This window comes from Halorubrum sp. C191, assembly GCF_002727095.1.
GTDB classification, from domain to species: Archaea; Halobacteriota; Halobacteria; order Halobacteriales; family Haloferacaceae; genus Halorubrum; species Halorubrum ezzemoulense.
Map to the genome: position 1 here is coordinate 26,413 of NZ_NHNZ01000098.1, position 20,955 is coordinate 47,367.

At 71.1% G+C, this 20,955-nt stretch carries 23 protein-coding genes; 12 read left to right on the forward strand and 11 right to left on the reverse strand.

The features are described 5' to 3' along the window. Positions 1 to 209 precede the first annotated feature (209 nt). Positions 210 to 437, forward strand: a complete 228-nt coding sequence (locus Z052_RS09010; protein WP_086215536.1) for a helix-turn-helix domain-containing protein — start codon at positions 210 to 212, stop codon at positions 435 to 437. Between the two features lie 111 nt (positions 438 to 548). Continuing rightward, entirely contained in the window at positions 549 to 1,184 is a 636-nt protein-coding gene (locus Z052_RS09015; protein ID WP_049930561.1) for a uracil-DNA glycosylase family protein, read from the forward strand. Between the two features lie 27 nt (positions 1,185 to 1,211). Here Z052_RS09015 and Z052_RS09020 read toward each other — a convergent pair whose 3' ends face one another. Beyond that, positions 1,212 to 2,387 (reverse strand): NAD-binding protein, encoded by a 1,176-nt coding sequence (locus Z052_RS09020; RefSeq protein ID WP_049930564.1) that lies wholly within the window; start codon positions 2,385 to 2,387, stop codon positions 1,212 to 1,214. Between the two features lie 121 nt (positions 2,388 to 2,508). Between Z052_RS09020 and Z052_RS09025 the strand changes: the two genes are divergently transcribed. From Z052_RS09025 to Z052_RS09050, 6 genes are all read left to right on the forward strand, one after another. Next, entirely contained in the window at positions 2,509 to 3,774 is a 1,266-nt protein-coding gene (locus Z052_RS09025) for a potassium channel family protein (RefSeq protein ID WP_094520989.1), read from the forward strand. Next, entirely contained in the window at positions 3,771 to 5,114 is a 1,344-nt protein-coding gene (locus Z052_RS09030) for a potassium transporter TrkA (protein ID WP_094520988.1), read from the forward strand. The genes Z052_RS09025 and Z052_RS09030 overlap by 4 nt, the downstream gene beginning before the upstream one ends. Positions 5,115 to 5,136: 22 nt before the next feature. Continuing rightward, positions 5,137 to 5,421, forward strand: coding sequence for a ubiquitin-like small modifier protein 1 (locus Z052_RS09035; protein ID WP_049930569.1), 285 nt, complete (start codon positions 5,137 to 5,139; stop codon positions 5,419 to 5,421). Between the two features lie 39 nt (positions 5,422 to 5,460). Then, positions 5,461 to 6,576: a deoxyhypusine synthase gene (locus tag Z052_RS09040; RefSeq protein WP_049930571.1), complete on the forward strand. Its 1,116-nt coding sequence runs from the start codon at positions 5,461 to 5,463 to the stop codon at positions 6,574 to 6,576. A gap of 114 nt (positions 6,577 to 6,690) precedes the next feature. Beyond that, entirely contained in the window at positions 6,691 to 7,164 is a 474-nt protein-coding gene (locus tag Z052_RS09045) for a hypothetical protein (RefSeq protein ID WP_086215532.1), read from the forward strand. A gap of 109 nt (positions 7,165 to 7,273) precedes the next feature. Continuing rightward, on the forward strand, positions 7,274 to 7,993 hold the full coding sequence (locus Z052_RS09050; RefSeq protein WP_094494488.1) for an SDR family NAD(P)-dependent oxidoreductase: 720 nt from the start codon (positions 7,274 to 7,276) through the stop codon (positions 7,991 to 7,993). 39 nt (positions 7,994 to 8,032) lie between these two features. On the opposite strand, the gene Z052_RS09055 is transcribed toward Z052_RS09050, so the two are convergent. The 7 genes from Z052_RS09055 to Z052_RS09085 form a co-directional block, all read right to left on the reverse strand. Further along, the gene (locus Z052_RS09055) at positions 8,033 to 9,442 is read right to left on the reverse strand and encodes a carotenoid oxygenase family protein (RefSeq protein WP_094520987.1); all 1,410 of its coding nucleotides are present in this window, start codon (positions 9,440 to 9,442) and stop codon (positions 8,033 to 8,035) included. A 138-nt stretch (positions 9,443 to 9,580) separates the two neighbouring features. Then, on the reverse strand, positions 9,581 to 10,204 hold the full coding sequence (locus tag Z052_RS09060) for a hypothetical protein (RefSeq protein ID WP_099288983.1): 624 nt from the start codon (positions 10,202 to 10,204) through the stop codon (positions 9,581 to 9,583). A 155-nt stretch (positions 10,205 to 10,359) separates the two neighbouring features. Continuing rightward, positions 10,360 to 11,397 (reverse strand): MsnO8 family LLM class oxidoreductase, encoded by a 1,038-nt coding sequence (locus tag Z052_RS09065; protein WP_094520985.1) that lies wholly within the window; start codon positions 11,395 to 11,397, stop codon positions 10,360 to 10,362. A gap of 154 nt (positions 11,398 to 11,551) precedes the next feature. Further along, positions 11,552 to 11,728 carry a 50S ribosomal protein L37e gene (locus Z052_RS09070; RefSeq protein ID WP_006112801.1) on the reverse strand — a complete coding sequence of 59 codons (177 nt, stop codon included), beginning with the start codon at positions 11,726 to 11,728 and terminating at the stop codon, positions 11,552 to 11,554. Then, a complete protein-coding gene (locus Z052_RS09075; RefSeq protein WP_049930582.1) occupies positions 11,725 to 11,967 on the reverse strand; it encodes an LSM domain-containing protein in 243 nt (80 codons plus the stop codon). The genes Z052_RS09070 and Z052_RS09075 overlap by 4 nt, the downstream gene beginning before the upstream one ends. Positions 11,968 to 12,068: 101 nt before the next feature. Beyond that, entirely contained in the window at positions 12,069 to 13,397 is a 1,329-nt protein-coding gene (locus Z052_RS09080) for a hypothetical protein (RefSeq protein ID WP_099288984.1), read from the reverse strand. Beyond that, on the reverse strand, positions 13,394 to 14,047 hold the full coding sequence (locus Z052_RS09085; protein WP_094520983.1) for a hypothetical protein: 654 nt from the start codon (positions 14,045 to 14,047) through the stop codon (positions 13,394 to 13,396). The genes Z052_RS09080 and Z052_RS09085 overlap by 4 nt, the downstream gene beginning before the upstream one ends. A gap of 256 nt (positions 14,048 to 14,303) precedes the next feature. On the opposite strand from Z052_RS09085, the gene Z052_RS09090 reads away from it, so the two are divergent. The 3 genes from Z052_RS09090 (at position 14,304) to Z052_RS09100 (ending at position 17,746) form a co-directional block, all read left to right on the forward strand. After that, positions 14,304 to 15,656: a ribonuclease J gene (locus tag Z052_RS09090; RefSeq protein ID WP_049930694.1), complete on the forward strand. Its 1,353-nt coding sequence runs from the start codon at positions 14,304 to 14,306 to the stop codon at positions 15,654 to 15,656. Continuing rightward, a complete protein-coding gene (idsA3, locus tag Z052_RS09095; RefSeq protein ID WP_049930588.1) occupies positions 15,653 to 16,699 on the forward strand; it encodes a geranylfarnesyl diphosphate synthase in 1,047 nt (348 codons plus the stop codon). Before Z052_RS09090 ends, idsA3 begins: the two co-directional genes overlap by 4 nt. Positions 16,700 to 16,831: 132 nt before the next feature. After that, positions 16,832 to 17,746, forward strand: coding sequence for a DMT family transporter (locus Z052_RS09100; RefSeq protein WP_049930589.1), 915 nt, complete (start codon positions 16,832 to 16,834; stop codon positions 17,744 to 17,746). Between the two features lie 31 nt (positions 17,747 to 17,777). On the opposite strand, the gene Z052_RS09105 is transcribed toward Z052_RS09100, so the two are convergent. Next, positions 17,778 to 18,245, reverse strand: coding sequence for a peroxiredoxin (locus Z052_RS09105; protein WP_049930591.1), 468 nt, complete (start codon positions 18,243 to 18,245; stop codon positions 17,778 to 17,780). Positions 18,246 to 18,319: 74 nt separating this feature from the next. On the opposite strand from Z052_RS09105, the gene Z052_RS09110 reads away from it, so the two are divergent. Next, positions 18,320 to 20,395: a histidine kinase N-terminal 7TM domain-containing protein gene (locus tag Z052_RS09110; protein ID WP_094520981.1), complete on the forward strand. Its 2,076-nt coding sequence runs from the start codon at positions 18,320 to 18,322 to the stop codon at positions 20,393 to 20,395. Positions 20,396 to 20,419: 24 nt separating this feature from the next. Here the strand turns inward: Z052_RS09110 and Z052_RS09115 are convergent, their stop codons facing one another. Both Z052_RS09115 and Z052_RS20190 read right to left on the reverse strand, forming a co-directional pair. Then, on the reverse strand, positions 20,420 to 20,731 hold the full coding sequence (locus tag Z052_RS09115; protein ID WP_094520980.1) for a CGCGG family rSAM-modified RiPP protein: 312 nt from the start codon (positions 20,729 to 20,731) through the stop codon (positions 20,420 to 20,422). A 47-nt stretch (positions 20,732 to 20,778) separates the two neighbouring features. After that, positions 20,779 to 20,955 (reverse strand): hypothetical protein, encoded by a 177-nt coding sequence (locus Z052_RS20190; protein WP_158228677.1) that lies wholly within the window; start codon positions 20,953 to 20,955, stop codon positions 20,779 to 20,781.

Sequence of the window (20,955 nt, forward strand, 5' to 3'; positions counted from 1 at the left end):
GCCCGATCGATCCGGATCGTTCACGGTTCCTTATCCGTCGACGGTCGAAACCGAGCGTCGATACGCGTCGATTCGCCGTTCGTCGATCGACGTTATCGGTCCGATTTGAGAGAAAAATGGCTTCAGGGCTGTTCTCAGACCGATCCACGCCGTTTCGACGAACGTTGAATAGGGGGTTTATTATCGTCGAACCCGTCATTTCGGACAAGATGATCGAGACGGAGACCGCGTCCGCGGCGGCCCCCGCGCTGCCCCGGGAGCTCCAGTCGCCCCGCGCCAAGCTCGTGTACCTGTACCTGACCACGAACGGCGACGCCACGGTGTCCGAGATGGGCGAGTCGCTCGGGATGAAGAAGCTCTCCCTGTACAGTATCCTGAAGACCCTCCGCAGCGAGGGACTCGTCGACTGCGACGGCGACCGGTACGTCCCGAACTGAACGGGCCGCGCCACCGCCGCACGCTGCTTTTCACGCTCGTTCCGCACCGCCTCGTTCTCGTACGGCCCTCCCCGGCGGAGCGTTTAGGGACGCGGAGCCCACAGAGCAACCGTGGACGCGAATCAGACGGATTTCGAGAACCCGTTCGCGATGGACGCCGACTGCGAGAACTGCGCCGAGCTGTGCGGCGCTCGCGACCGCGTCGTTCACGGCTACGGCGACGTCGGCGCGGAGTTCCTCGTCGTCGGGACCGGCCCCACGGAGGCCGCCGAGCGCAACGGCGTCCCCTTCACCGGCGCGGGCGGCGGCGAACGCGTCCAGTCGATCTTCGCCGACCTCGGGTTCGTCCGGTCGGCGCCGGACGCCGCGGAACCGGACGTACAAAACCTCTTCTTCACGAACCTCACGCGGTGTCGCCACCCCGACCGCGAGCCGACGGACCGGGAGGTCGACACCTGCGAGCCCTTCCTCAACGCGGAGATCCGGATGATAAACCCCCAGATCATCGTGCCGGTCGGCGACCGACCGCTCCGCGAGCTGGCGGTCGAGTACACGACTCGCCGGCCCGACTCGTTCGATGTCGACGCGGAACACGCGACGACGATTCGCGGACGCGGGTTCGAGCTCGTGCCGATGAAAGAGCCGAGCGAGATGAGCGACGCCGAGGCGGACGCCTTCTGCGACCACATGCGCGAGAACGTCCTGAGCCGGGACTACCGGCAGACGAAGGGCCGACAGAGCCGCTGAGCGGTCGCGACCTCTCCTGAGCGTCGCTCAGTCGTCGAGGTCGATGTCCTCGATGATTCCCTCCGTCGCGTCCTTGCTGTCCGCGCCGAACGCGCAGTCGACGATGATGTGCCCGCCGAGCGTCGTCGGCGAGATCACCTGGTCGGCGCCGGCGCGCCGGAGCTTGTCCACGTTCTCCCGCTGCGTCACCGCCGCGACGATGCGCACGTCGGGATTGAGCTGGCGGGCGGTGAGGATGGCCAGCGCGTCGTGCGCGTCGTCTTCGGTGGCGGCGACGACCGCCCGGGCCCCGTCGAGGTTCACGTGTTCGAGCGGGTCGACGTCGCTGGGATCCGCGGTGTACACCGGGATGTCGCGGTCAGCGAGCCGCCTCGCGGCGGCCTCGTCCGGCGTCACCACGGCGTACTCGACGCCGTCGCGGGCGTCGAGCTCTTCGAGTATCGGTTCCGTCAGGTCCCCGTAGCCGAGCACGAGGACGTGGTCGTCGAGGAGGTCGATCTGTCTGTCGGTCATCTTTCCGAGCGCCTTGGAGAGCTGCGCCTCGATGGCGGGCGTGAGGAGGACCCCGAGCGCCACCGCGAAGGCGGCGACGTTCACCACGAGCGAGGAGAGCGCGAACAGCTGCGCGATGTCGGAGGCGGGACCGGTCGCGGGGTGGACGTCGCCGTACCCCACCGTCGAGGCGGTGACGACGGTGAAGTAGAAGGCGTCGACGATCGTCTCGATGCCCTCGAACTGGTCTCTGAGGGCGTACGACCCGAGCGTCCCGTACGCGACCGCCCCCACGAGCGCCGCGCCCGCGGCCAACTGCGTCGGGGAGGGCCTGAAGTCCCGGTCGAACCGGCCCCGGTTGACCACGAGCGTCGGCACGGAGAGGAGCGACAGCGCCACGAGCGGGAACGACAGGACGGAGGCCTGCATCAGCCCCTGAAGTGCCGTCAGCGGCAGCAACACGGCCGTGGTGTACCACCCGATCCGGTAGCCGTTCCGGAGCGCGAACCCGCTCCCGAACATCGCGAAGCCGGTTATCGTCCCGGTGAACCCGACCGTCTGGCGGACGACCGGGAGCACGTACGGGGCGAGCGGCCCGTCGACGCCGAGCCCCCCGATCTGGGCCAGCCCGGCGAGGATCGACAGCACCGCGACCGCGAACGTCAGGAGGATCGACGCCCGAACGGTCACCCAGTCCCGGGTCAGCTCCATGTTCCCGGGTCGCCGAGACCGAACTTAAACCCCGCGAGGCCGCCGCGGAATCGATCCGACGGGCGCTCCGCGCGTCGCTCGCGCCGGTACTGGTTTAACCGCGCCGCGGATTGGACGCCGTATGTCGCTGCCCGTCGAGATCGTCTTCGGCGTCTACCTCGGGGTGATCACCGGGATCGTTCCCGCGCTGGTGGCCGGGACCCTCGGGTTCGTGTTCAAGTACGTCACCGACGTGACGATCCCCGGGCTCGGAGTGGTCGTGCTGTCGCTCGCGATCGCCGGCGTCAACGGCGGCCTGCTCGCGCTCAACGACGAGACGATTCGGTCGTCGGAGCGCGCGCCAGCGATCCTCACGGCGATCGTCGTGGTGTTGATGATCTCGCTGTACGCCCACGCGCAGGGGGACCGCCTCGGCGCCAGCGCCCCCAAGCGGATCTCGCTCAAGCAGCTCCGCGACCGCACGCTCTCGACGGACGTGATCGAGCTCGTCGGCGGCCGCGGGCGCGTCTCCGTCGAGGTCGCCGGCGAGGTGACCGACATCGAGGGGTACCCGCCGCTGCCGGCTGACACGCGCGCCGCGATCCTCGACGGCGACTGGACGTTTCCGGCCGACCTCCCGCTCGCGGAGCTGGAAGACCGGTTCGCGGAGCGGCTCCGCACCGAGTTCGACCTGGCCGACGTGTCGGTCCAGATCGACGAACAGGCGCGCGCGACGGTGTCGGCCGCCCCGCCGACCGGCGCGCTCTCGAAGCGGGTGCCCGCCGGGAAGCGCGCGGTGTCGGTGTCGGCGCTCGTGCCGACCGGGATCGCCCGCGGCGACGTCGTTCGCGTGATAACGCCGGACATCGACGTCGAGGGCGCCGTCATCGCCGCGCAGTCGAGCGGGAAGCCGGAGCTGGGCGCCGGGGCGGCGTCGACTGTGGTTCCCCCCGCGGGCGACGACGCGGATTCGGAGGACTTCCGAACCGACGGCGGGGAGACGGACGCTCCCTCGCCCCCGGCGGCGACCGCGCCCACGACGACCGGGGGTGAGGGGCGGGTGACGCTCGCCGTCGACCGCTCCGAGGCGACGGATCTCCTCCGCGCCGACCGCGGGCGCGTGCTGGTGCTGTCGCGGGGCACCCGCCGCGAGTACGAGCTCACGGCCCTGCTCCGGCGGACGGGGAAGCGGTTCCGCAAGGTCACCGTCGCCGCCGGCGGACCGTTGGACGGGCACACCATCGGCGAGGCCGAGGTCCGCGAAGCCTACGACGTAGCCGTCCTCGCGGCCCGTCACGACTCGTGGCGCGTCGCGCCCGACGGGACGCAGCCGCTGTCGGCGGGCGACGACCTGTTCGTCGTGGGGAGCCGCGACGCGCTCGACCGGTTCGCGGAGGTGGCCGCGTGAGCCCCGCGCTCGGTGCGGTCGCCGCCGTCGGCGTCTCCCTCGCCGCCGCTGATGTCCCCCTCGCCGCCGTCGAGGTCGGATTCGCGCGGCCGCGACAGGCGGCCGTCACGCTCGTCACGTTCGCGGTCGTCGCCGCCCTCCTGACCGGGGGCGCGGCGCTCTCCTACCGCTGGTACTTCCGAACGGCGATCCCCGAGGGGGTGACCGGGCTGCTGGGCGTCGCGGTCGTCGCGCTGTACCTCAACACGACCTCGCTGGGGTCGGTCGCGATCGGCGATAATCCGACCCTGTTGGCGCCCGAGAGCGTGTTCTTCAACCTCGTCTCGCTCGGCGTCGCAGTGGTGATGGCGCCCGTCGGCCGATACGCGGGCGACAGGCTCGCGGTCGACGTGTTTGCGCTCTCCGGCGCCAAGCAGCTCGACGGCGAACTCAGCGGGGTCGTGCGCGCTGTCGGGCGGTTCACGGCGGTGACGCTCCCACCGGCCGACGAGATCGGTGACATGGAGACGTACGACCCCGTCTCCCCGGAGAAGAAGGACGAGATCGCCGAGAAGACGCTGCTCTTCCCCCGGAAGCTCTCTCCGGAGTCGCTCCGCGAACGGCTCGTCACCCGGCTCAAAGACGAGTACGGCGTCGGCTACGTCGACGTCGACCTCGACGCGGACGGGTCGGTCGAGTACTTCGCGGTCGGCTCCCGCGCCGCCGGGCTCGGCCCGACGCTCGCGCCGGAGTCGGCGGCGGTGGCGGTGGCGGCCGACCCGCCGAACAACGCCACCGCCGGGGACACGGTCCAGCTGTGGCGCGACGACGCGGAGCCGGAGCGCGTCGCGACCGGCGAACTGCGGGGCGTCGCCGGCGACGCGGTCACCGTCGCGCTCGACGAGTCGGACGCCGAACGCCTGACCGACCAAGGCGGCTATCGGCTCGTGACGCTCCCCGCCGAGCCGCGGGCGGATCGCGAGTTCGCCTCGCTGCTGCGGAGCGCGGACGAGACGATGGCCTCGGCCACGGTCGCGGCCGGGAGCGACCTCGACGGGAGCACCGTCGGCGAGGTCGGCGCCGTCGTCGCCGCGGTCCGACCGGCGGCGGGGTCCGTCCAGCCGATCCCGCCGCACGACTACGCGTTCGGCGCTGGCGACCTGGCGTACCTCGTCGGGCGTCCGGACGCGATCCGGTCGTTCGAGGCGGCCGCGTCGACCGCGGGGAGCGCCCAGACGGCGGCGTCGGCCGCGGAGGCCGCAGGCGCCGCCCAGTCCGCCGCGACCGGGGACGGCGACGCGGCGGGGGTCGAAGACGACGGCGACGCCGCCGTCGACTCCGACGGGACGCAACGCTCTTGAGCCGCCCGCGCGGGGATCCGCTATGGAGTGGAAGCTGTTCGCCGACCTCGCGGAGATCGCGGGCGACCGCGCGGTGACCGTCGACGCGGAGCCGGGCGACACGGTCGGCGACGCGCTCGACGCGCTGTTGGACGCGCACCCCGACCTCCGGGACCGCGTGATCGAAGACGGGAGCGTCGCAGACCACATCAACGTCCTCCGGAACGGGCGGAGCGTCCGCCACGACGACGGGCTCGACGCGACGCTGGAGGCGGGCGACGAACTGGCGCTGTTCCCGCCGGTGAGCGGTGGGGCCGCCGACCGATAGATCGGTCGTTTCAAACGCGCGCCGACCCCAGTCGGAGCCATGACCGACAGCGACGGGGACCCCCGAGACGACGCCGCGGACGCCGGTGGCGAGGATCACGGCGGTGAAGGCGATCACGCCGACGGTGACGGCACCGGCGGCGAGCCGAACCGCGAGGAGTTCCACGAGGACCCGGTCGGCCACACGCGCGCGACGGCGGGGATGACGGTGAGCGAACTCGTCGACGGCTACGGCGACGCGGGGATCGGGGCGGCGTCCGTCAACGAGGCGGGCGACGTGCTCGCCGACATGCTCGCGAACGACGACTGTACCGTGTTCCTCTCGCTCGCCGGCGCGATGGTGCCCGCCGGGATGCGCCGGGTCGTCGCCGACCTCATCCGCGACGGCTACGTCGACGCGCTGGTGACGACCGGGGCGAACCTCACCCACGACGCCATCGAGGCCATCGGCGGGAAGCACCACCACGGGCGCACCCACGACCCGGAGAAGAGCCTCCGCGAACACGACGAGGGGCTCCGCGACGAGGGGGTTGACCGCATCTACAACGTCTACCTCCCGCAGGAGCACTTCGCCGAGTTCGAGGGGCACCTCCGCGAGGAGGTGTTCCCCGCGCTGGAGGCCGACCCCGACGCTGACGGGACCGACGCGGTCTCCATCGCCGACCTCACGCGCGAGCTCGGCCGCGCCAACGCCGAAGTCAACGACCGCGACGACGTGCCCGAAGGGCCGGGGGTCGCGGCCGCCGCCTACGAGTCGGACGTGCCGATCTACTGCCCGGCGGTCCAGGACTCCGTGCTGGGGCTTCAGGCGTGGATGTACGCCCAGACCGCGGACTTCACGCTCGACGCGCTCGCGGACATGACCGAGCTGACCGACCTCGCGTTCGAGGCCGACGACGCCGGCTGCCTGCTCGTCGGCGGCGGCGTGCCGAAGAACTTCACGCTCCAGACGATGCTCGTCACGCCGCGGGCGTACGACTACGCCGTCCAGATCACGATGGACCCCGAGGCGACCGGGGGGCTCTCCGGCGCGACGCTCGAGGAGGCGCGCTCGTGGGGGAAGCTGGAGAAGGACGCGCGCAACGCCTCCGTCTACGGCGACGCGACCGTGATGCTCCCGATGCTCGTCGCCGCCGCCCGCGACCGCGTGGAGTAGGGTCGCGTCGCCGGTCGCCGGCGAGCGCGCAGGCGATCTCGGCCACGAGCGAGGCCGGACGCCGCACGCGATACGGGGAGAGATATATGCCTGAAGACACCGATACGTGCGCGTATGGGCTCGATCGGCGGCCGGCCGGAACTGCTCGGGGGGCCCGACGACGTCCTCGATCCGCGCTCGCGGCACAACGTCCACGTCACCCGCGCGGCGGACCTCGACCCGGTCGGTCCGTGGTCCCGCGAGACGCTGTACGCGGTCGTGCGGCGAGCCGACGGCGAGGAGCGAGTGGTCGTCCTCGATTACGGTCGTCGCGAGATCTACCTCACGGCCAGGGACGGACTCGCGTACGAGCCACCGCAGGGACTCGGCCTCGCGTCGCCGCCGACGCTCCACGTCGCCGAACCGCATCGAGTCGCCCCCGACCAGGGGGCGGTCACCGCTATCGACCCCGTCGACGTCGCTCCCGAGTTCGACGTCCTCGTCCCCGCCTTCGACTGGGACGAGATCGACGAGGACGACGTCTTACCCCCGGTTCACCGCCGGCCGTCGAGGGCGCCCGCCGGAAGCGGCGCCGGCACGTCCGGCTGACGTTCGGTGCGCATCGACCGGTCCGCCCCGCCGATGTCGGCATCGCACGCGGGGACAGCTACCCCACGCCGTCGCCACAATTTACACGGGAGGCCCGAGTACGCGACGTATGACGCGAACAGCGGTCATCGCGGGCGTCGGTCCGGGACTCGGCGAGTCGCTCGCCAGAAAGTTCGCAGCCGAAGGCTGTCGGGTGGCGCTCTTCGCTCGCTCGGCGGACTACCTCGAAGACCTCGCCGCGGACCTGCCGGACCCGGGTGAGGGGCTCGCCGTTCCGACCGACCTCACGGCGGTCGAGCAGATCCGGGACGGGTTCGAGACGGTCCGAGAGGCGTTCGGACCGGTCGACGTTCTCGTGAACCACGCGAGCGCCGCCTCCTGGACGGGACTCATGGACACGAGCGTCGAGGAGTTCGAGGAGGCGTGGGCGGTGAACGGCCGCGGCGCGTTCGCCTGCTCGCAGGAGGCGGTCGACGACATGCTCGAGACGGGCGGCGGGACGGTCGTCTTCACCGGCGCCACCTCGTCGGTGCGGAGCCTCGGCGGCGCGATCGGGTTCACGGCCGCGAAGTTCGCGGCCCGCGGGATGGCGATGGATATCGCGCAGGAGTTCGGCCCGGAGGGCGTTCACGTCGCTCACGTCGTCATCGACGGGCAGATCGACTCGCCGGGGGTTCGCGAACGGTCCCCGGACCGGGACGGCGACACGTTCCTCGACCCCGACGAGATGGCGGAAACGTACTGGCACCTCGTCGAACGGGACGACGTCGGCACGCAGCCGTTCGAGGTCCACGTCACGAACGGGCCGCGGAACTCCGAGTTCATATAACGGGGTCGGTACAGCGGACAACGGACGGTGCGGTGACGCTCAAGTGTCACGGAAGAACCGGCCGTGGAAGCCGAACGGCTCCGCGTGGGGGAGCGACGCGTCGGCGAGGAGTGCGAGCGTCCCGGCGTCGAAGACGAGCAGGCGGGTCTCCTCCGCGCGGCTGTCGAGCGCCGGCGCGACGACGACGCCGTCGTCCTCGGCGGTCGCGCCCGGCCGCCGCACGGGGATCGGCTCCTCCACGAAGACGCCGTCCTCCCACCACTCGCGCGTCCGACCGGTCTCGACGTCGAGCTTTACCAGTCCGTTCGCGCCCTCGCGGTCCGTCGCCTGCGCGTACGCGTACCGGTACTCGCGGCCGACGACGTCGGGGGCGACCCGGGGGAGCTCCACGCCGACCTGGTGGAGCGTCGACCGATCGACTTCGTTGGACCGCAGGTCGACCCGATACCGGACTGGGCGCCCGTCGGGGACGTCGACGTCCGAGGGGTCACCGTCGAGCGCGTCGAGGCGCATCGCGTCGACGATACCGGGGTCGGGAAACTCGACGAGGTCTACGACGACCTCGTCGCCCGTCGCGTACGCGTTGACGTGATGGAAGGCGAAGACTGGCGGGAGCGCGGGATCCGCGACGAGGTCGCCGGTCTCGCGATCGACGACGAGGACGCGCGTGCCGCGCTCCGGCTGCCAATCGAGGACGTCGAGGATGCCCTCGGAGAACGGGCTCAGCGCGCGGCGGATCGGCATCACGAGCGGCGTCTCGACGAGGACGACGTGATCGGTCGTGATGCTACAGTCGTGGATGTACCCCGGGCCGTCCGCCGCGATCGACGCGACCCGTTCCCTGGCGCGACGGTCCGGGGCGAGCCGGTAGACGTGATACTCGGGCGTTCGACCGAACTCGGTCACGAAGCCGAACCACGCGTCGGTCTCGGGGTCGCGCACGAGGTGCGCGGCGGTGACGTGTTCGCCGAGGTCGTCGTCGAAGCCGAATGCGCCTCGGGTCTCGAGCGTCGCGGGGTCGAACGCGATCCGACGCGGCGCCTCGGTGAGCGCGACGTGCTCGCCGTCGAGGCGGGCGACGTGAACGTTCGCGTTGTCCGTGATCTCCGGCGGGCCGAGCGCCCGCAGCCACGACGCGATTTTCCCCACGCCCGTCCGGTCGGTCCCGAACTGCCCGGAGACGGAGCCGTCCATCGCGTCCGCGTAGGCGTCCGTGCGGAGGAAGCGATTCGAGTACGACAGCGCCCCGTCCTCGAACGCGTATCGCCGAAGCATCGCGAGTCCGTCGAACCAGTGCCCGAGTCGCTCACCGCCGACATCGAACAGCCCCGGACCGTTCCGAATGAGCGTCCCCGACAGCCACGACGGGATGTCGCCCTCGACCGGGGGACGGTGGTCCGTCACTTCCGTCGTGAGCGATCGGAACCCGACTCCGTAGCCCTGCCCCATACGGACCGCTGATACGGACCGTACGGTAATCAATTGACCCGTCCCTCGAGGCGGAACGGGCGGAACGACCCCGAGCAACCACGCATCCCGGCTCCGGAACTCGCAGGGGCACCACCGGAACTCGTCATGAGGGCCGGTTCAGTCGGCGTCGAGCGCCGCCGCCAGTTTCGTCGCGCCCCCCTCGGAGACGCTCTCGCCGTGCCCGACCAGGATTCGCTCCGGGCGGTAGTCGGCGAGGCCCTCCGGTGCCTCGTCGAGCGCCGGATGGACGCCGACGTCGTTGTCGCCCTCACAGAACCCCGGGAGGGTGCCAAGCGTCTCCATGACGACGAGGGTCCCACCGGACTCGTCGACGAGGACCGCCTCCTCCCACTCGTCCGTGTCGATGAGGCGGTGGGCCTCGTAGTTCGTGCCGGGGAGCTCCGCGTCGAACGGCTCCGGCTCGCCGTCGAGTTTCTCTCGCGTCAGGTCCATCCACTCCGGGACGGACACGGAGACGCCGTGGCGCGCCGCGATCGCTTCGGCGTCCCGCGTGTGTCGGTCGTGGGTCACGACCACGCCGGCGACCTCGCCGAGGTCACTCAGCCGGTCGTCGAGCCCGTCGGCGTCGAGCGGATCGACGATCCAGACCCCGCCCTCGGTCGTGAGCGCGTGACTCCCGCGCATCGCGTCTTCCTCGGGATGCGCGACCCAACTGACGCCGCCGTCCCATTCGGTCACCGCCTCGAGCGAGGGTCGCCCCGTCGGCTCGTCGTCGGACATGTGTGCGACTATTAGGCACACGACTAAACGCCTGTCCGTACCGGAACCGAGGCGGGCCGTCCGTCACCTCCCGTCACTTCGACGGTCGGTCGTCGCCACGGTCGCTACGGCTCGCCGTCGGGGCGTCAGTCGTCCGCTCGCCAGGCGTCTGCGCGTCAGTCGGCGCGTGGATCTAGGTCCATCGCTTCGGCGAGGAGCGCGTGCGAATCGAGCGCGGCCTCGCGGTCCGGCACCGTGTTCTGGATCATCACCTCGTCGACGCCGACGCGGTCGGCCAACTGCTCCAGCAGGCCCGACATCGTCTCCGGGCTCCCGGAGATCGACCGCGGCCACTCGTCGTCGTCCAGCGTCGCCGGCGTCGGGTCCGGCGCGCCGCCTAGCTCGTCGATCGCCTCCTCCTCGGTCGGCGTCTCGTCGCCGAGCTCACTGCGTTTCATACGCCGGAACGTCGCCTCTGCGGGCGCGCGCCGACGGGCCGCGGCCGCGTCCGTCTCGGCCGCCACCGCGTTGACCGCGACCATCCCTTGCGGCTCGTCGAGGCCGCCGGGGCCGGCGTCGGGGTCGAACGCCTCGCGGTACGCCGCGAACGCGCGCTCGGCGAACCCGGGCCGGATGAAGCCGGCGAAGCAGTAGCGCAGGCCCAGCTCGCCGGCGATCTCCCCGCTCGCCGGACTCGACCCCAGCACCCACGGGACGGCCGGCCCCTCGGCCGACCCGGGCACCGACAGGTCGGCGTACGGGTGTTCGTCCGGATAGGCGTCGCGGAGGTGGTTCACCACCGCGGTGATCCGCTCGCGGTGGTCCTCGTTCGGGTTCTCGACGCGGCGGTCGGTGCCGAGCGCGCGGTCGGAGGCGGGCGAGCCGTTCGCGCGGCCCATCCCGAGGTCGACGCGGCCGGGCGCCAGCCCGTCGAGGACGCCGAACGACTCGGCCACCTTGAACGGGCTGTAGTGGTTCAAGAGGACGGCCCCGCTTCCGATCCGGATCGAGTCGGTCGCGCCCGCGACCCGACCGAGCAGCACCTCTGGCGTGGTGCCGGCGAGGCGGTCGCCCATCCCGTGGTGTTCGGCGACCCAGAACCGCTCGTAGCCCAGTCGCTCGGCGTGGCGCGCGGCGTCGACCGTGTTCGCGAACGCGTCCGCCGCGGTGCCGCCCCGGGGGACCGGCGAGAGGTCGACGACTGAAAGGTCCATACCCGCGTTCGGCGACTGATCCGGTTAACGGTTGGCTCGGCGGCGGAGCGGTCGGGGGATCGAAACCGCGCCGACCGCGGGGCCGGGAGGACCAGCCGAGCGAAACGCCGCGGCTAGTCGACGGTGAAGACGAAGCGAAGAGAAGAACCGCAGTTCAGTTGTCGCCGGTCTTCGACTGCCAGGCGTAGTCGCGCCGGGAGGCGGACTCGCCGAAGCCGCACGAGGAGCAGCGCTCCTTCTTGACGTGGTAGGACTTCTCGCCGCAGCGTCGACACTTCACGTGAACCGTCTTGTTCTTTTTCCCTTGGGAGGGCGTACCTGCGCCGGTCATGCTTTGATTGTGACGACGTTATCGCCGCGTATAATCGTTGTGTCTTCGATCGCGACCGCGAACTCGCCGTCGAGGTCTTCGTCGACGCGGCCGTCCACGTCAGCCTCCGGCTCGATGACGACGTTCATGTGCTGGTCGTAGCCGCCGAGGACGCCGTAGTACGTCGTGCCGTCCTTCAGGTGTACCGTCACGGGCTCCTCGAGCGACGCTTCGAGCACGTCGAGGGGTCGTCCACTCATTGTCCGTATCGCCGCCCGTCGCGGTAATAAAAATACCGGGACGGAGCCCCCGAGGCCGGTCGGTTTGACACGAACTTCGCGCTCGCGCCCGCCGCAGTCCGTCAGTCCAGCCGCTCGCGGACGAACTCGCTCGCCGCCGGGACCGCCGCGGCGTACAGGGCGACGTACTCAAGGGTCGCCTGCGCCCGCCGGGCCGAGCTGTACCCCTTCTCGACGCGGTCGGCGACGTACTCGAAGCCGTCCAGCCCGGGGCGGACGAGCCGCGTCGCCAGCGGATCGTCGCCGGCGACGGCCTCGCCGACCGCCGTCCGCGCCCGCTCCGCGGCCGACCGCACGGACGACTCCGAGGGGGCCTCCCGGTGTTCGCCGTCGCGGATCTCGCCGCCGGCCGCCCGAAACGCGTCGAGCTCGGCCAACGCAACGCCGGACTCGACGACGGCCGTGGCGCAGTCGCCGGCGTCGACCGCCCGCTCGACGTCCTCGACGGCCGAGTCGGTCCGGAGCTCGCCCGTGGCCACAAGCTCCTGTGCGACCGTCCCGCTCAGGTCCTCGCCGCCGAGCGGGCCGTCGCCGCCGGCGCGCTCCCGGACGGTCGAGCGTGTCCGACCCACGGAGCCCCGCAGCTCGTCGGCGGCCGCGACCAGCGACGCCCACCGCGGGACCGGTCCGTCGCGCCCGTCGAGGTACGCGTTCCGGAGGCTCTCGGCGTCGTCCGCGGTCGCCCGCGCGCGCTCGACCCGAGCCGTCGCCTCGCCGGCTCGGAACGGCTCGGCGACCGGGTCGGCGGGGTACGTCAGCTCCGGCCGGACGTGCCGCTCGCACTCCGCGAGCAGCGATTCGACCGGCTCGTACGCCAGCGCCGCCGCGACCGGCGACTCGGCTCGGTACTCCACCTCGGCGGCGAGCGCGCCCCGAGCGTCCCGGATCGCGCTCCGCCGAGCGGCCAGGTCGGCGCCGTCGTCGACGCCGGTGGCCGCGCGGTACGCGCCGCGCACCGCCGCGGCGTCCTCCCGACGACGACGCCACGCCGAGAGGACGTCCACCGGCCACTCGGCTGTCACTCCGGCGTCCGCCCGCTCCAGCGCCCGCTCGCGGTCGGAACCGATCTCCATCGCCACCGCAGCGTTGGCTATCCCCGGCTCGGCCGGCACGTCGTCGAGTAGGCTCCGGGTCCGCGCCTCGTGGGCGTCCGCGAGCGACTCCGGTACGGTCGCCGGAAACGGCGACGCCGGCCAGTCGACGGTCCCCACGGCGCCGGACGGGAGCGATACGGGCGAGCCGCGGCGCTCCTCGCCGCCGCCGAACGGGAGTCCGGAGCAGCCGGCGACCGCAGCCGTCCCGACCGCCGCTCCGACCCCTGCGAGGAACCGGCGGCGAGAGCTTGAGCCGCCGTGCGAACCGGACCCGCGACCCGTCGACTCGCGGCTCACTCGCCATCACCTCCCGCGCCGGGTGCCGAGGAGTTGAACACGGCAGGCGGATCTCCCTGTCGACAGGAGCCACGCATCCCCATTCCGCTCCCGCTCGACCGCTCCGCCGCCACGGGGAGTCGGATCGCGAAGCCGACGGTGTGGACGGCCTCCGGATCGCACTCGACGTCGGCCGGGCGGTACGCCCGGCAGAAGTCGGCTCGGGGGTGGAGGTCGCCGTCGGCGAGCTCCGACGGCTCGACGGCGACAGACCGGAGCCGGACGTCGCGACAGGCCGTCACCGGCATCGAGAGAAGGTAGGCCGACGCCGACTCGAAGTCCGTCCCGTCGAGGAACGACCGCAGGCGGTCGGCGGCCGCGGTCTCGGCGAAGTCGAGTGCGTCGAGGCCGTCGCCAGAGACCAATACGCGCCGGGCGCGAGGCCGCCGTCGCCCGCGCTCGTCGGTTTCGCTCGACGGCGTCTCTTCACCGCCGGTGAGGATCGGCTCGCCGCTCTCGTCGCGCGCTCGTTCGAGTTCGTACCCGTCTATCGGTTGATCGCCCCGGACGGGGTAGCTGTTCGACGCGGAGTCGCCACCGGCGCAGCCGGCCAGCGCGGCGATCCCTGACGCGGCCGCGAGGAGGGCTCGGCGGCGGGGTACGTCTGCCATCGCCGGGGGTTCGATCGAGAGCGTGAAACCCTTTGTGGGGCCAGTTCGGGCGCGAATCCCCGCCGCGGGGCCGAACCCGGGAGTTTTTAACGTGCGCGGGAGTACGCCGATGTACCACACTCCCGCGGGACACGGTGAGTCGCGGTGACTCGGCCGTAGCGGGGCCTTCAACGACGCGCGGTAGGACGTAGCGCCGACGGCTCCTTGCGGGGTTTCAGTGACCGGCGCCGACCACGGCGTCAAACACGACAACACCATGGAAATCGAAATTGCGACACTCGGCGGTTACGAAGAGGTCGGTCGACAGATGACGGCGGTCCGGGCGGGCGAGGACATCGTCATCTTCGACATGGGCCTGAATCTCAGTAAGGTCCTCATCCACGACAACGTGGAGACCGAGAGCATGCACAGCCTCGACCTGATCGACATGGGCGCTATCCCGGACGATCGGGTGATGAGCGAACTCGAAGGCGACGTCAAGGCGATCGTCCCCACCCACGGGCACCTCGACCACATCGCGGGGATCCCGAAGCTCGCCCACCGCTACGACGCGCCGATCGTCTCCGCGCCGTACACGATCGAACTGGTGCGCCAGCAGATCGAAGACGAGGGCAAGTTCCAGGTGGACAACGACCTCGTGAAGATGAAGCCCGGCGCGTCGATGGCGATCGGCGACTCCGAGCAGGTCGAACTAGAGTTCGTCAACGTCACCCACTCGATCATCGACGCGATCAACCCGGTCCTCCACACGCCCGAGGGCGCGGTGGTCTACGGCCTCGACAAGCGCCTGGACCACGACCCCGTCATCGGCGACCCGGTCGACATGGACCGGTTCCGCGAGATCGGCCGGCAGGACGAGGGCGTCCTCGCGTACATCGAGGACTGTACGAACGCCGGGAGCAAGGGCCGGACCCCCTCCGAGTCGTACGCGAAGAAACACGTCGAGGACACGCTGAAATCGATGGAGGACTACACGGGCGGCATCATCGCCACCACGTTCTCCTCGCACATCGCCCGCGTGAAGACCCTCGTCGAGTACGCCCGCGAGATCGGCCGCCAGCCGGTCCTGCTCGGGCGCTCGATGGAGAAGTACTCCGGTACGGCCGAGCGGCTCGACTTCGTCGACTTCCAGGGCGACGTCGGCATGTACGGTCACCGGAAGTCGGTCGACCGCGCGTTCAAGCGGATCATGAAGGAGGGGAAGGGCAATTTCCTCCCCATCGTGACGGGCCACCAAGGCGAGCCGCGCGCGATGCTCACCCGCATGGGCCGCGGCGAGACCCCCTACGAGATCGACGACGGCGACAAGGTCGTCTTCAGCGCGAGCGTCATCCCGGAACCCACCAACGAGGGGCAGCGCTACCAGTCCGAACAGCTGCTCCGGATGCAGGGCGCCCGCCTCTACGACGACATCCACGTCTCCGGCCACCTCCGCGAGGAGGGCCACTACGAGATGCTACAGGCGCTCCAGCCGCAGCATCTCATTCCCGGCCACCAGACGCTCAAGGGTCGCTCGCCGTACGTCGACCTCGCGAAGACGCAGGGGTACAAGCTCGGACGCGACGTCCACGTCACGCAGAACGGGTCCACGATCCAGCTCGTCGAATGACGAGCGAGACGAAGGAGGCGCGGGTGCTCGACGCCATCCGCGAGCGGCGTGAGCTCGTCAACGCCGCTATCGACGAGGAGCTGCCGGTCCAGGAGCCTGAGCGACTGTACGAGGCCACCCGATACATCCTCGAGGCCGGCGGCAAGCGGCTCCGCCCGACGGTGACGACCCTGGCCGCTGAGGCGGTCACCGGCACCGAGCCGATGGGCGCCGACTTCCGCGCGTTCCCGTCGCTCGACGGCGACGAGGTCGACGTGATGCGGGCCGCGGTCGCCATCGAGGTGATCCAGTCGTTCACGCTGATCCACGACGACATCATGGACGAGGACGACCTCCGGCGGGGCGTCCCGGCAGTCCACGAGGCGTACGACGTCTCAACGGCGATCCTCGCGGGCGACACCCTCTACTCGAAAGCGTTCGAGTTCATGACCGAGACGGGCGCGGACCCGCAACACGGGCTCGAAGCGATGCGGATGCTCGCGTCGACCTGTACCGAGATCTGCGAGGGGCAGGCCCTCGACGTCGCCTTCGAGAGCCGCGACGACATCCTCCCCGACGAGTACTTGGACATGGTCGAGCTGAAGACCGCGGTGCTGTACGGCGCCTCGGCCGCGACGCCCGCCCTCCTACTCGGCGCCGACGAGGCGGTCGTCGACGCCCTGTATCAGTACGGGATCGACTCCGGACGCGCGTTCCAGATCCAAGACGACGTGCTCGACCTCACCGTCCCCTCGGAGGAGCTCGGGAAGCAGCGCGGCTCCGACCTCGTGGAGGGGAAGGAGACGCTCATCACGCTCCACGCCCGACAACAGGGAGTCGACGTCGACGGGCTCGTTGACGCCGACACGCCCGCGGCGGTGACCGAGGCGGCCATCGACGACGCGGTCGCGGCCCTCGAAGAGGTCGGCTCGATCGAGTACGCCCGCGAGACCGCCGAGGACCTCACCGCGCGGTCGAAGGACCACCTCGGAGTGCTCCCCGAGAGCGGCTCTCGGAGCCTGCTCGAAGACCTCGCGGACTACCTCATCGTCCGCGGCTACTGAGCGGGCCGCGGCGCGACGGACCCGCCGGACGGGTCGGGACTTCCAGACACGGCGTCACGGCCGGACGAGCCGGCACCGGCGGTCCGGGCCGCGACGGACACCGCTTTACCCGCGGCCCGCGTTCGGTCGACCGTGTCACGGTACCGAGACGCCCTCCTGTTCTTCACCCTCGCCCTGCTGTGGGGCGGATCGTTCGTCGCCATCGAGGTCGGCCTCGACTACTATCCGCCGGTGTTGTACGCCGCCTACCGGTTCGACGTGGCCGCGCTGGCGCTGCTGTCGTACGTGTTCGTCACGCAGGACGGTCCGTTTCCGCGGACGCGCGGCGACCTCGCCGCGATCGGGTTCAGTGGCGGACTCTCCGTGGCCGCAAACAACGCGCTGCTGTTCGTCGGCCAGCAGTACACCACGAGCGGCATCGCCTCGATCACCTACAGCCTCGTCCCCATCGCGACCGCGGCGGTCGCCGCCCTGTGGATCGGCGGGGCGGACCTCGACGCGCGCGGCGCGGTCGGGGTCGTCCTCGCGTTCCTCGGCGTCGGCCTCGTCGCACAGCCGGACCCCGCGAGCCTCGGCGGGGGCGTCGCGGTCGGCGTCGGGCTGATCGCGATCGGCGTCGTCGCCGTCGCGGTCGGCAGCGTCGGGCTCCGGACCGTCGAGACGTCGTTCTCCAGCGTCGCGCTCACCGGGTGGGCGATGGGGTTCGGCGCGCTGGCTATCCACGCACTGAGCCTCGGGATCGGCGAGAGCCAGCGCCTCCCCGCCGCGGCGCCGCGCGCGCTCCTCGCGCTGGCGTTCCTCGGGCTCTGCTCGTCGGCGGTGGCGTACACCATCTACTTCACGCTGCTCGACCGGCTCGGCCCCTTCGAGATCAACCTCGTCTCGTACGTCGTGCCGGTCGTCGCCACCGTCGCGGGCGCCCTGCTGCTCGCCGAGCCGGTAACGGCGTTCACCGTCGCCGGCTTCGCGGTCATCGTCCTCGGCTTCGGCCTGCTGAAGCGCCGCGAGATCGCCGACGCGGTCGCCGGGATCAGCCCGTCGGGATAGCGGTCGCCCTCGACGGCGTCGACCGCCCCGATCAGCCGTCGAGCGCGCGGATGTCGTCGAGTATCTCGACGGCGTGGTCCTCGGGGGAGACCCCCTCGTACGCCAAGACGACGGTTCCCTCGTCGTCGATGACGTACGTGTTCCGGAACACGCCGTCGAAGGTGTTCCCGAACATCGACTTCTCGCCGTAGGAGTCGTACGCGCTCGACACCGCGCCGTCCGGGTCCGAGAGGAGCGTGAAGGGGAGGTCGTACTCCTCGGCGAAGGGTTCGAGGTCCTCAACCGGGTCGTCGCTGATCCCGACGACGGCGATGTCGGCGTCCTCGAACGCGTCCCACTCGTCGCGGAAGCCGCACGCCTCGGCGGTACAGCCGGGGGTGTCGGCGCGCGGGTAGAAGTACACCACCGTGTGGCCGGCCGCGGTCGGGTCGACGGTGGCCGTCTCGCCGCGGTGGTCGGTGAGCGTGATCGCGGGCGCGTCGTCGCCGGGTTCGAGCATACGGATCGACGCCGCTCGAACTGGTTAGAGGATTCGGTCCCTTTTTACCGACTACTCGCATCCTACCGGTATCGATGGCGTGGCAACCGACGCCGTACACGGTTCCGCTGCTCGTCGCGGCCGTCGCGTCGTTCGGATTCGCCGCGTACGCGGCCGCGAACCGTTCTCGCGGCGGCCGGGCGCTCCTGTGGAGTTTCGTCGGCGTCGCCGGCAGCGCCGGCGTCTGGTCGCTGGCGTACGCGGCGCAGCTATCGGCGACCGCGCTCGGTCCCACGCTGCTTTTCAACCGCTTCGTCTGGCTCGGGACCGCGGGGCTGGCGGTCGCGTGGCCCGCCTTCGTCCTCTCGTACGTCGACCGGACCGAGTGGCTCGGTCGCCGCCGGTTCGCGCTCTTCTGGGTCGTCCCGGCCGCGACCGCCGTTGCCGTCTTGACGGTCGGCGCCGACCCGCTGTTCTACGCCGACCCCTCGCTCGTCGACGCCGGCGGGTACCGCCTCCTCGGCTACGCGCCGACGCCCGCCCTGCTCGGATTCGTCGGGTACACCTACGCGGTCAACCTGTTCTCCTTCGGCGTGCTCGGCTACGCCGCGGTCTCCCGTGACGGCGTGTTCCGCCGGCAGGCCGCCCTCCTCTTCGCCGCCGGCGTCGCGCCGCCGGCGCTCGGCGCGGCCGGCATCTTCGGGCTCGTCGGTCCGGCGGACGGCGTGGTCGACTTCACGCCGATCGCCTTCAGCGGGACCTCGGCGCTGCTGGCGTGGGTCGTGTTCCGGTACCGGCTGCTCGACGTGTCGCCGATCGCCCGCGACGCGGTGTTCGCGAACCTCTCCGATGGCGTGGTCGTCTGCGACGCCGACGGCCGGGTGATCGATCGCAACGACCCGGCTCAGGCGCTGTTTCCCGACGCCGAACTCGGCGCCCGCGCCGACGAGGCGTTCGCCGACGCCCCGCCGGTCGTCGACGCGGTGACGGAGGCGGGGTCCGACGAGGGGGAAGCGTCGTCCGACGACGAGTTCCGCGTGACCGTCGGCGGCGACGACGCCGCGCCGCGGTTCCTGACGGTTGACGTCCACGACATCACCGGCCCGGGGACGACCCGCGGCGGGACGGTCCTGCTGTTCCGCGACGTCACCGAGCGGGAAACGCTCCAGCGGCGCTACCGCGCCCTCATCGAGAAGTCGCCGAACGTGATCGCGGTCTGCGGCGAGGACGGCCTGATCAGGTACGTGAGCCCCTCGATTGAGCGCCTGCTCGGTCACGCTCCCGCGGCGATCGAGGGGCGTCCTGTGATCGACCTGGTCCACCCGGAGGACCGACGCGAGGCGCAGCAGGCGTTCGAGCGCGCCTTCGAGGGCGCCGAACCCCAGTCGATCACGCACCGGATCGCCCGGGGCGACGGCAGTTGGCGCCGGTTCGAGACGGTGATCGAGCGGCTGTTCGAGGACGCGCGCGAGGTCGTCATCACCGCAACCGACGTGACGGAGGCTCGGCGGTACGAACAGCGGCTCCAGGTTCTGAACCGCGTGCTGCGCCACGACCTGAAGAACGACACCAACGTCATCGGCGGGTACGCCGACCTGCTCCGCGACCACGTCGACGAGGAGGGCGACCCGTACCTCGACGTCATCGACCGGAAGGTACAGACGCTGACGCACCTCAGCGATCAGGCGCGCGAGATCGATGTCGCGCTACACAGCGACGCCGACAAGACCGAGATCGACCTCGCCGAACTCGTCGACCGCCTCTGCGAGTCGCTGGGCTCGTCGTTCCCGCGGGCGACGGTGACGGTGACGGTGCCCGACTCCGCCGTCGTCGCCGCGGACGAACTGCTGGAGTCCGCGGTCCGGAACGTGCTGGAGAACGCTGTCGTCCACAACGACGACGATGATCCGCACGTCGAGGCGACGGTCGTCGCCGACGGCGACCGGTTCCGGCTCGACGTGGCCGACGACGGCCCCGGCATCCCGCCGGTCGAGCGGACGGTGTTCTCGGAGGCGCGGGAGACGGCGCTCGAACACGCGAGCGGGCTCGGCCTCTGGCTCGTCCACTGGATCGTCACGGAGTCCGGCGGCGACCTCGAGATCGACACCCGTGAGCCGACCGGCACGGTAGTCCGGATGTGGCTCCCGCGAGCGGCCGAAGAGTGCGAGTAGATCCGCCGACCTTCCGGTGTCGGCTCAGACGCGGACGCGGACGACGTGACCCCCGCAGCCGCACTGCTCGATGTACTCCCAGTCGAGGTCGCCGCCGAGCTCCGATTCGAGCGCGTCGACGAGGTACGTCTCCGGGTGGCCGTGGTCGCCGTGGGTGACGAGGTTGACGTGGTTGCCCGCGGCCGTGTGCTCGACCGCTTCGATCGCGTGTCGGACGAGCAGATCCCGGTCGTCCGCGTGTTCGGGGCCTTCGAGGTTCGCAGACCACGAATTCTCGTGGACGTGGTCGGTCACCGGGTCCGCGTCGTGATCGTGGCCTGAGGGTGTACTCGACATGTCCGATCCGACGCCCTCAGTTCCCCTACGTCTTCGAGCGAACATGTTCACGCGGAGCGTCGACCGACGACCGGCGCGCGAACGTCTTGGGGACAGGAGACACTCCCGCGGGACCCGACGACAGACTCATCAGTCGCGACCCGTTCGGCGACGCGGACGAGCCCTTGGACGCTCGCGAGATAGACGACGACCCCGACCGGCGACGCGTGGTACGTCGAGGTCAC

What these genes read in the sequence shown, in the direction of transcription:
- Z052_RS09025 (WP_094520989.1), top strand. Translation starts at nt 2,509, where the DNA reads ATGTCGCTGCCCGTCGAGATCGTCTTCGGCGTCTACCTCGGGGTGATC.
- Z052_RS09075 (WP_049930582.1), bottom strand. Translation starts at nt 11,967, where the DNA reads ATGAGTGGACGACCCCTCGACGTGCTCGAAGCGTCGCTCGAGGAGCCC.
- Z052_RS09090 (WP_049930694.1), top strand. Translation starts at nt 14,304, where the DNA reads ATGGAAATCGAAATTGCGACACTCGGCGGTTACGAAGAGGTCGGTCGA.
- Z052_RS09040 (WP_049930571.1), top strand. Translation starts at nt 5,461, where the DNA reads ATGACCGACAGCGACGGGGACCCCCGAGACGACGCCGCGGACGCCGGT.
- Z052_RS09115 (WP_094520980.1), bottom strand. Translation starts at nt 20,731, where the DNA reads ATGTCGAGTACACCCTCAGGCCACGATCACGACGCGGACCCGGTGACC.
- Z052_RS09110 (WP_094520981.1), top strand. Translation starts at nt 18,320, where the DNA reads ATGGCGTGGCAACCGACGCCGTACACGGTTCCGCTGCTCGTCGCGGCC.
- idsA3 (WP_049930588.1), top strand. Translation starts at nt 15,653, where the DNA reads ATGACGAGCGAGACGAAGGAGGCGCGGGTGCTCGACGCCATCCGCGAG.
- Z052_RS09045 (WP_086215532.1), top strand. Translation starts at nt 6,691, where the DNA reads ATGGGCTCGATCGGCGGCCGGCCGGAACTGCTCGGGGGGCCCGACGAC.
- Z052_RS09035 (WP_049930569.1), top strand. Translation starts at nt 5,137, where the DNA reads ATGGAGTGGAAGCTGTTCGCCGACCTCGCGGAGATCGCGGGCGACCGC.
- Z052_RS09055 (WP_094520987.1), bottom strand. Translation starts at nt 9,442, where the DNA reads ATGGGGCAGGGCTACGGAGTCGGGTTCCGATCGCTCACGACGGAAGTG.
- Z052_RS09060 (WP_099288983.1), bottom strand. Translation starts at nt 10,204, where the DNA reads ATGTCCGACGACGAGCCGACGGGGCGACCCTCGCTCGAGGCGGTGACC.
- Z052_RS09065 (WP_094520985.1), bottom strand. Translation starts at nt 11,397, where the DNA reads ATGGACCTTTCAGTCGTCGACCTCTCGCCGGTCCCCCGGGGCGGCACC.
- Z052_RS09050 (WP_094494488.1), top strand. Translation starts at nt 7,274, where the DNA reads ATGACGCGAACAGCGGTCATCGCGGGCGTCGGTCCGGGACTCGGCGAG.
- Z052_RS09020 (WP_049930564.1), bottom strand. Translation starts at nt 2,387, where the DNA reads ATGGAGCTGACCCGGGACTGGGTGACCGTTCGGGCGTCGATCCTCCTG.
- Z052_RS09105 (WP_049930591.1), bottom strand. Translation starts at nt 18,245, where the DNA reads ATGCTCGAACCCGGCGACGACGCGCCCGCGATCACGCTCACCGACCAC.
- Z052_RS09085 (WP_094520983.1), bottom strand. Translation starts at nt 14,047, where the DNA reads ATGGCAGACGTACCCCGCCGCCGAGCCCTCCTCGCGGCCGCGTCAGGG.
- Z052_RS09070 (WP_006112801.1), bottom strand. Translation starts at nt 11,728, where the DNA reads ATGACCGGCGCAGGTACGCCCTCCCAAGGGAAAAAGAACAAGACGGTT.
- Z052_RS09010 (WP_086215536.1), top strand. Translation starts at nt 210, where the DNA reads ATGATCGAGACGGAGACCGCGTCCGCGGCGGCCCCCGCGCTGCCCCGG.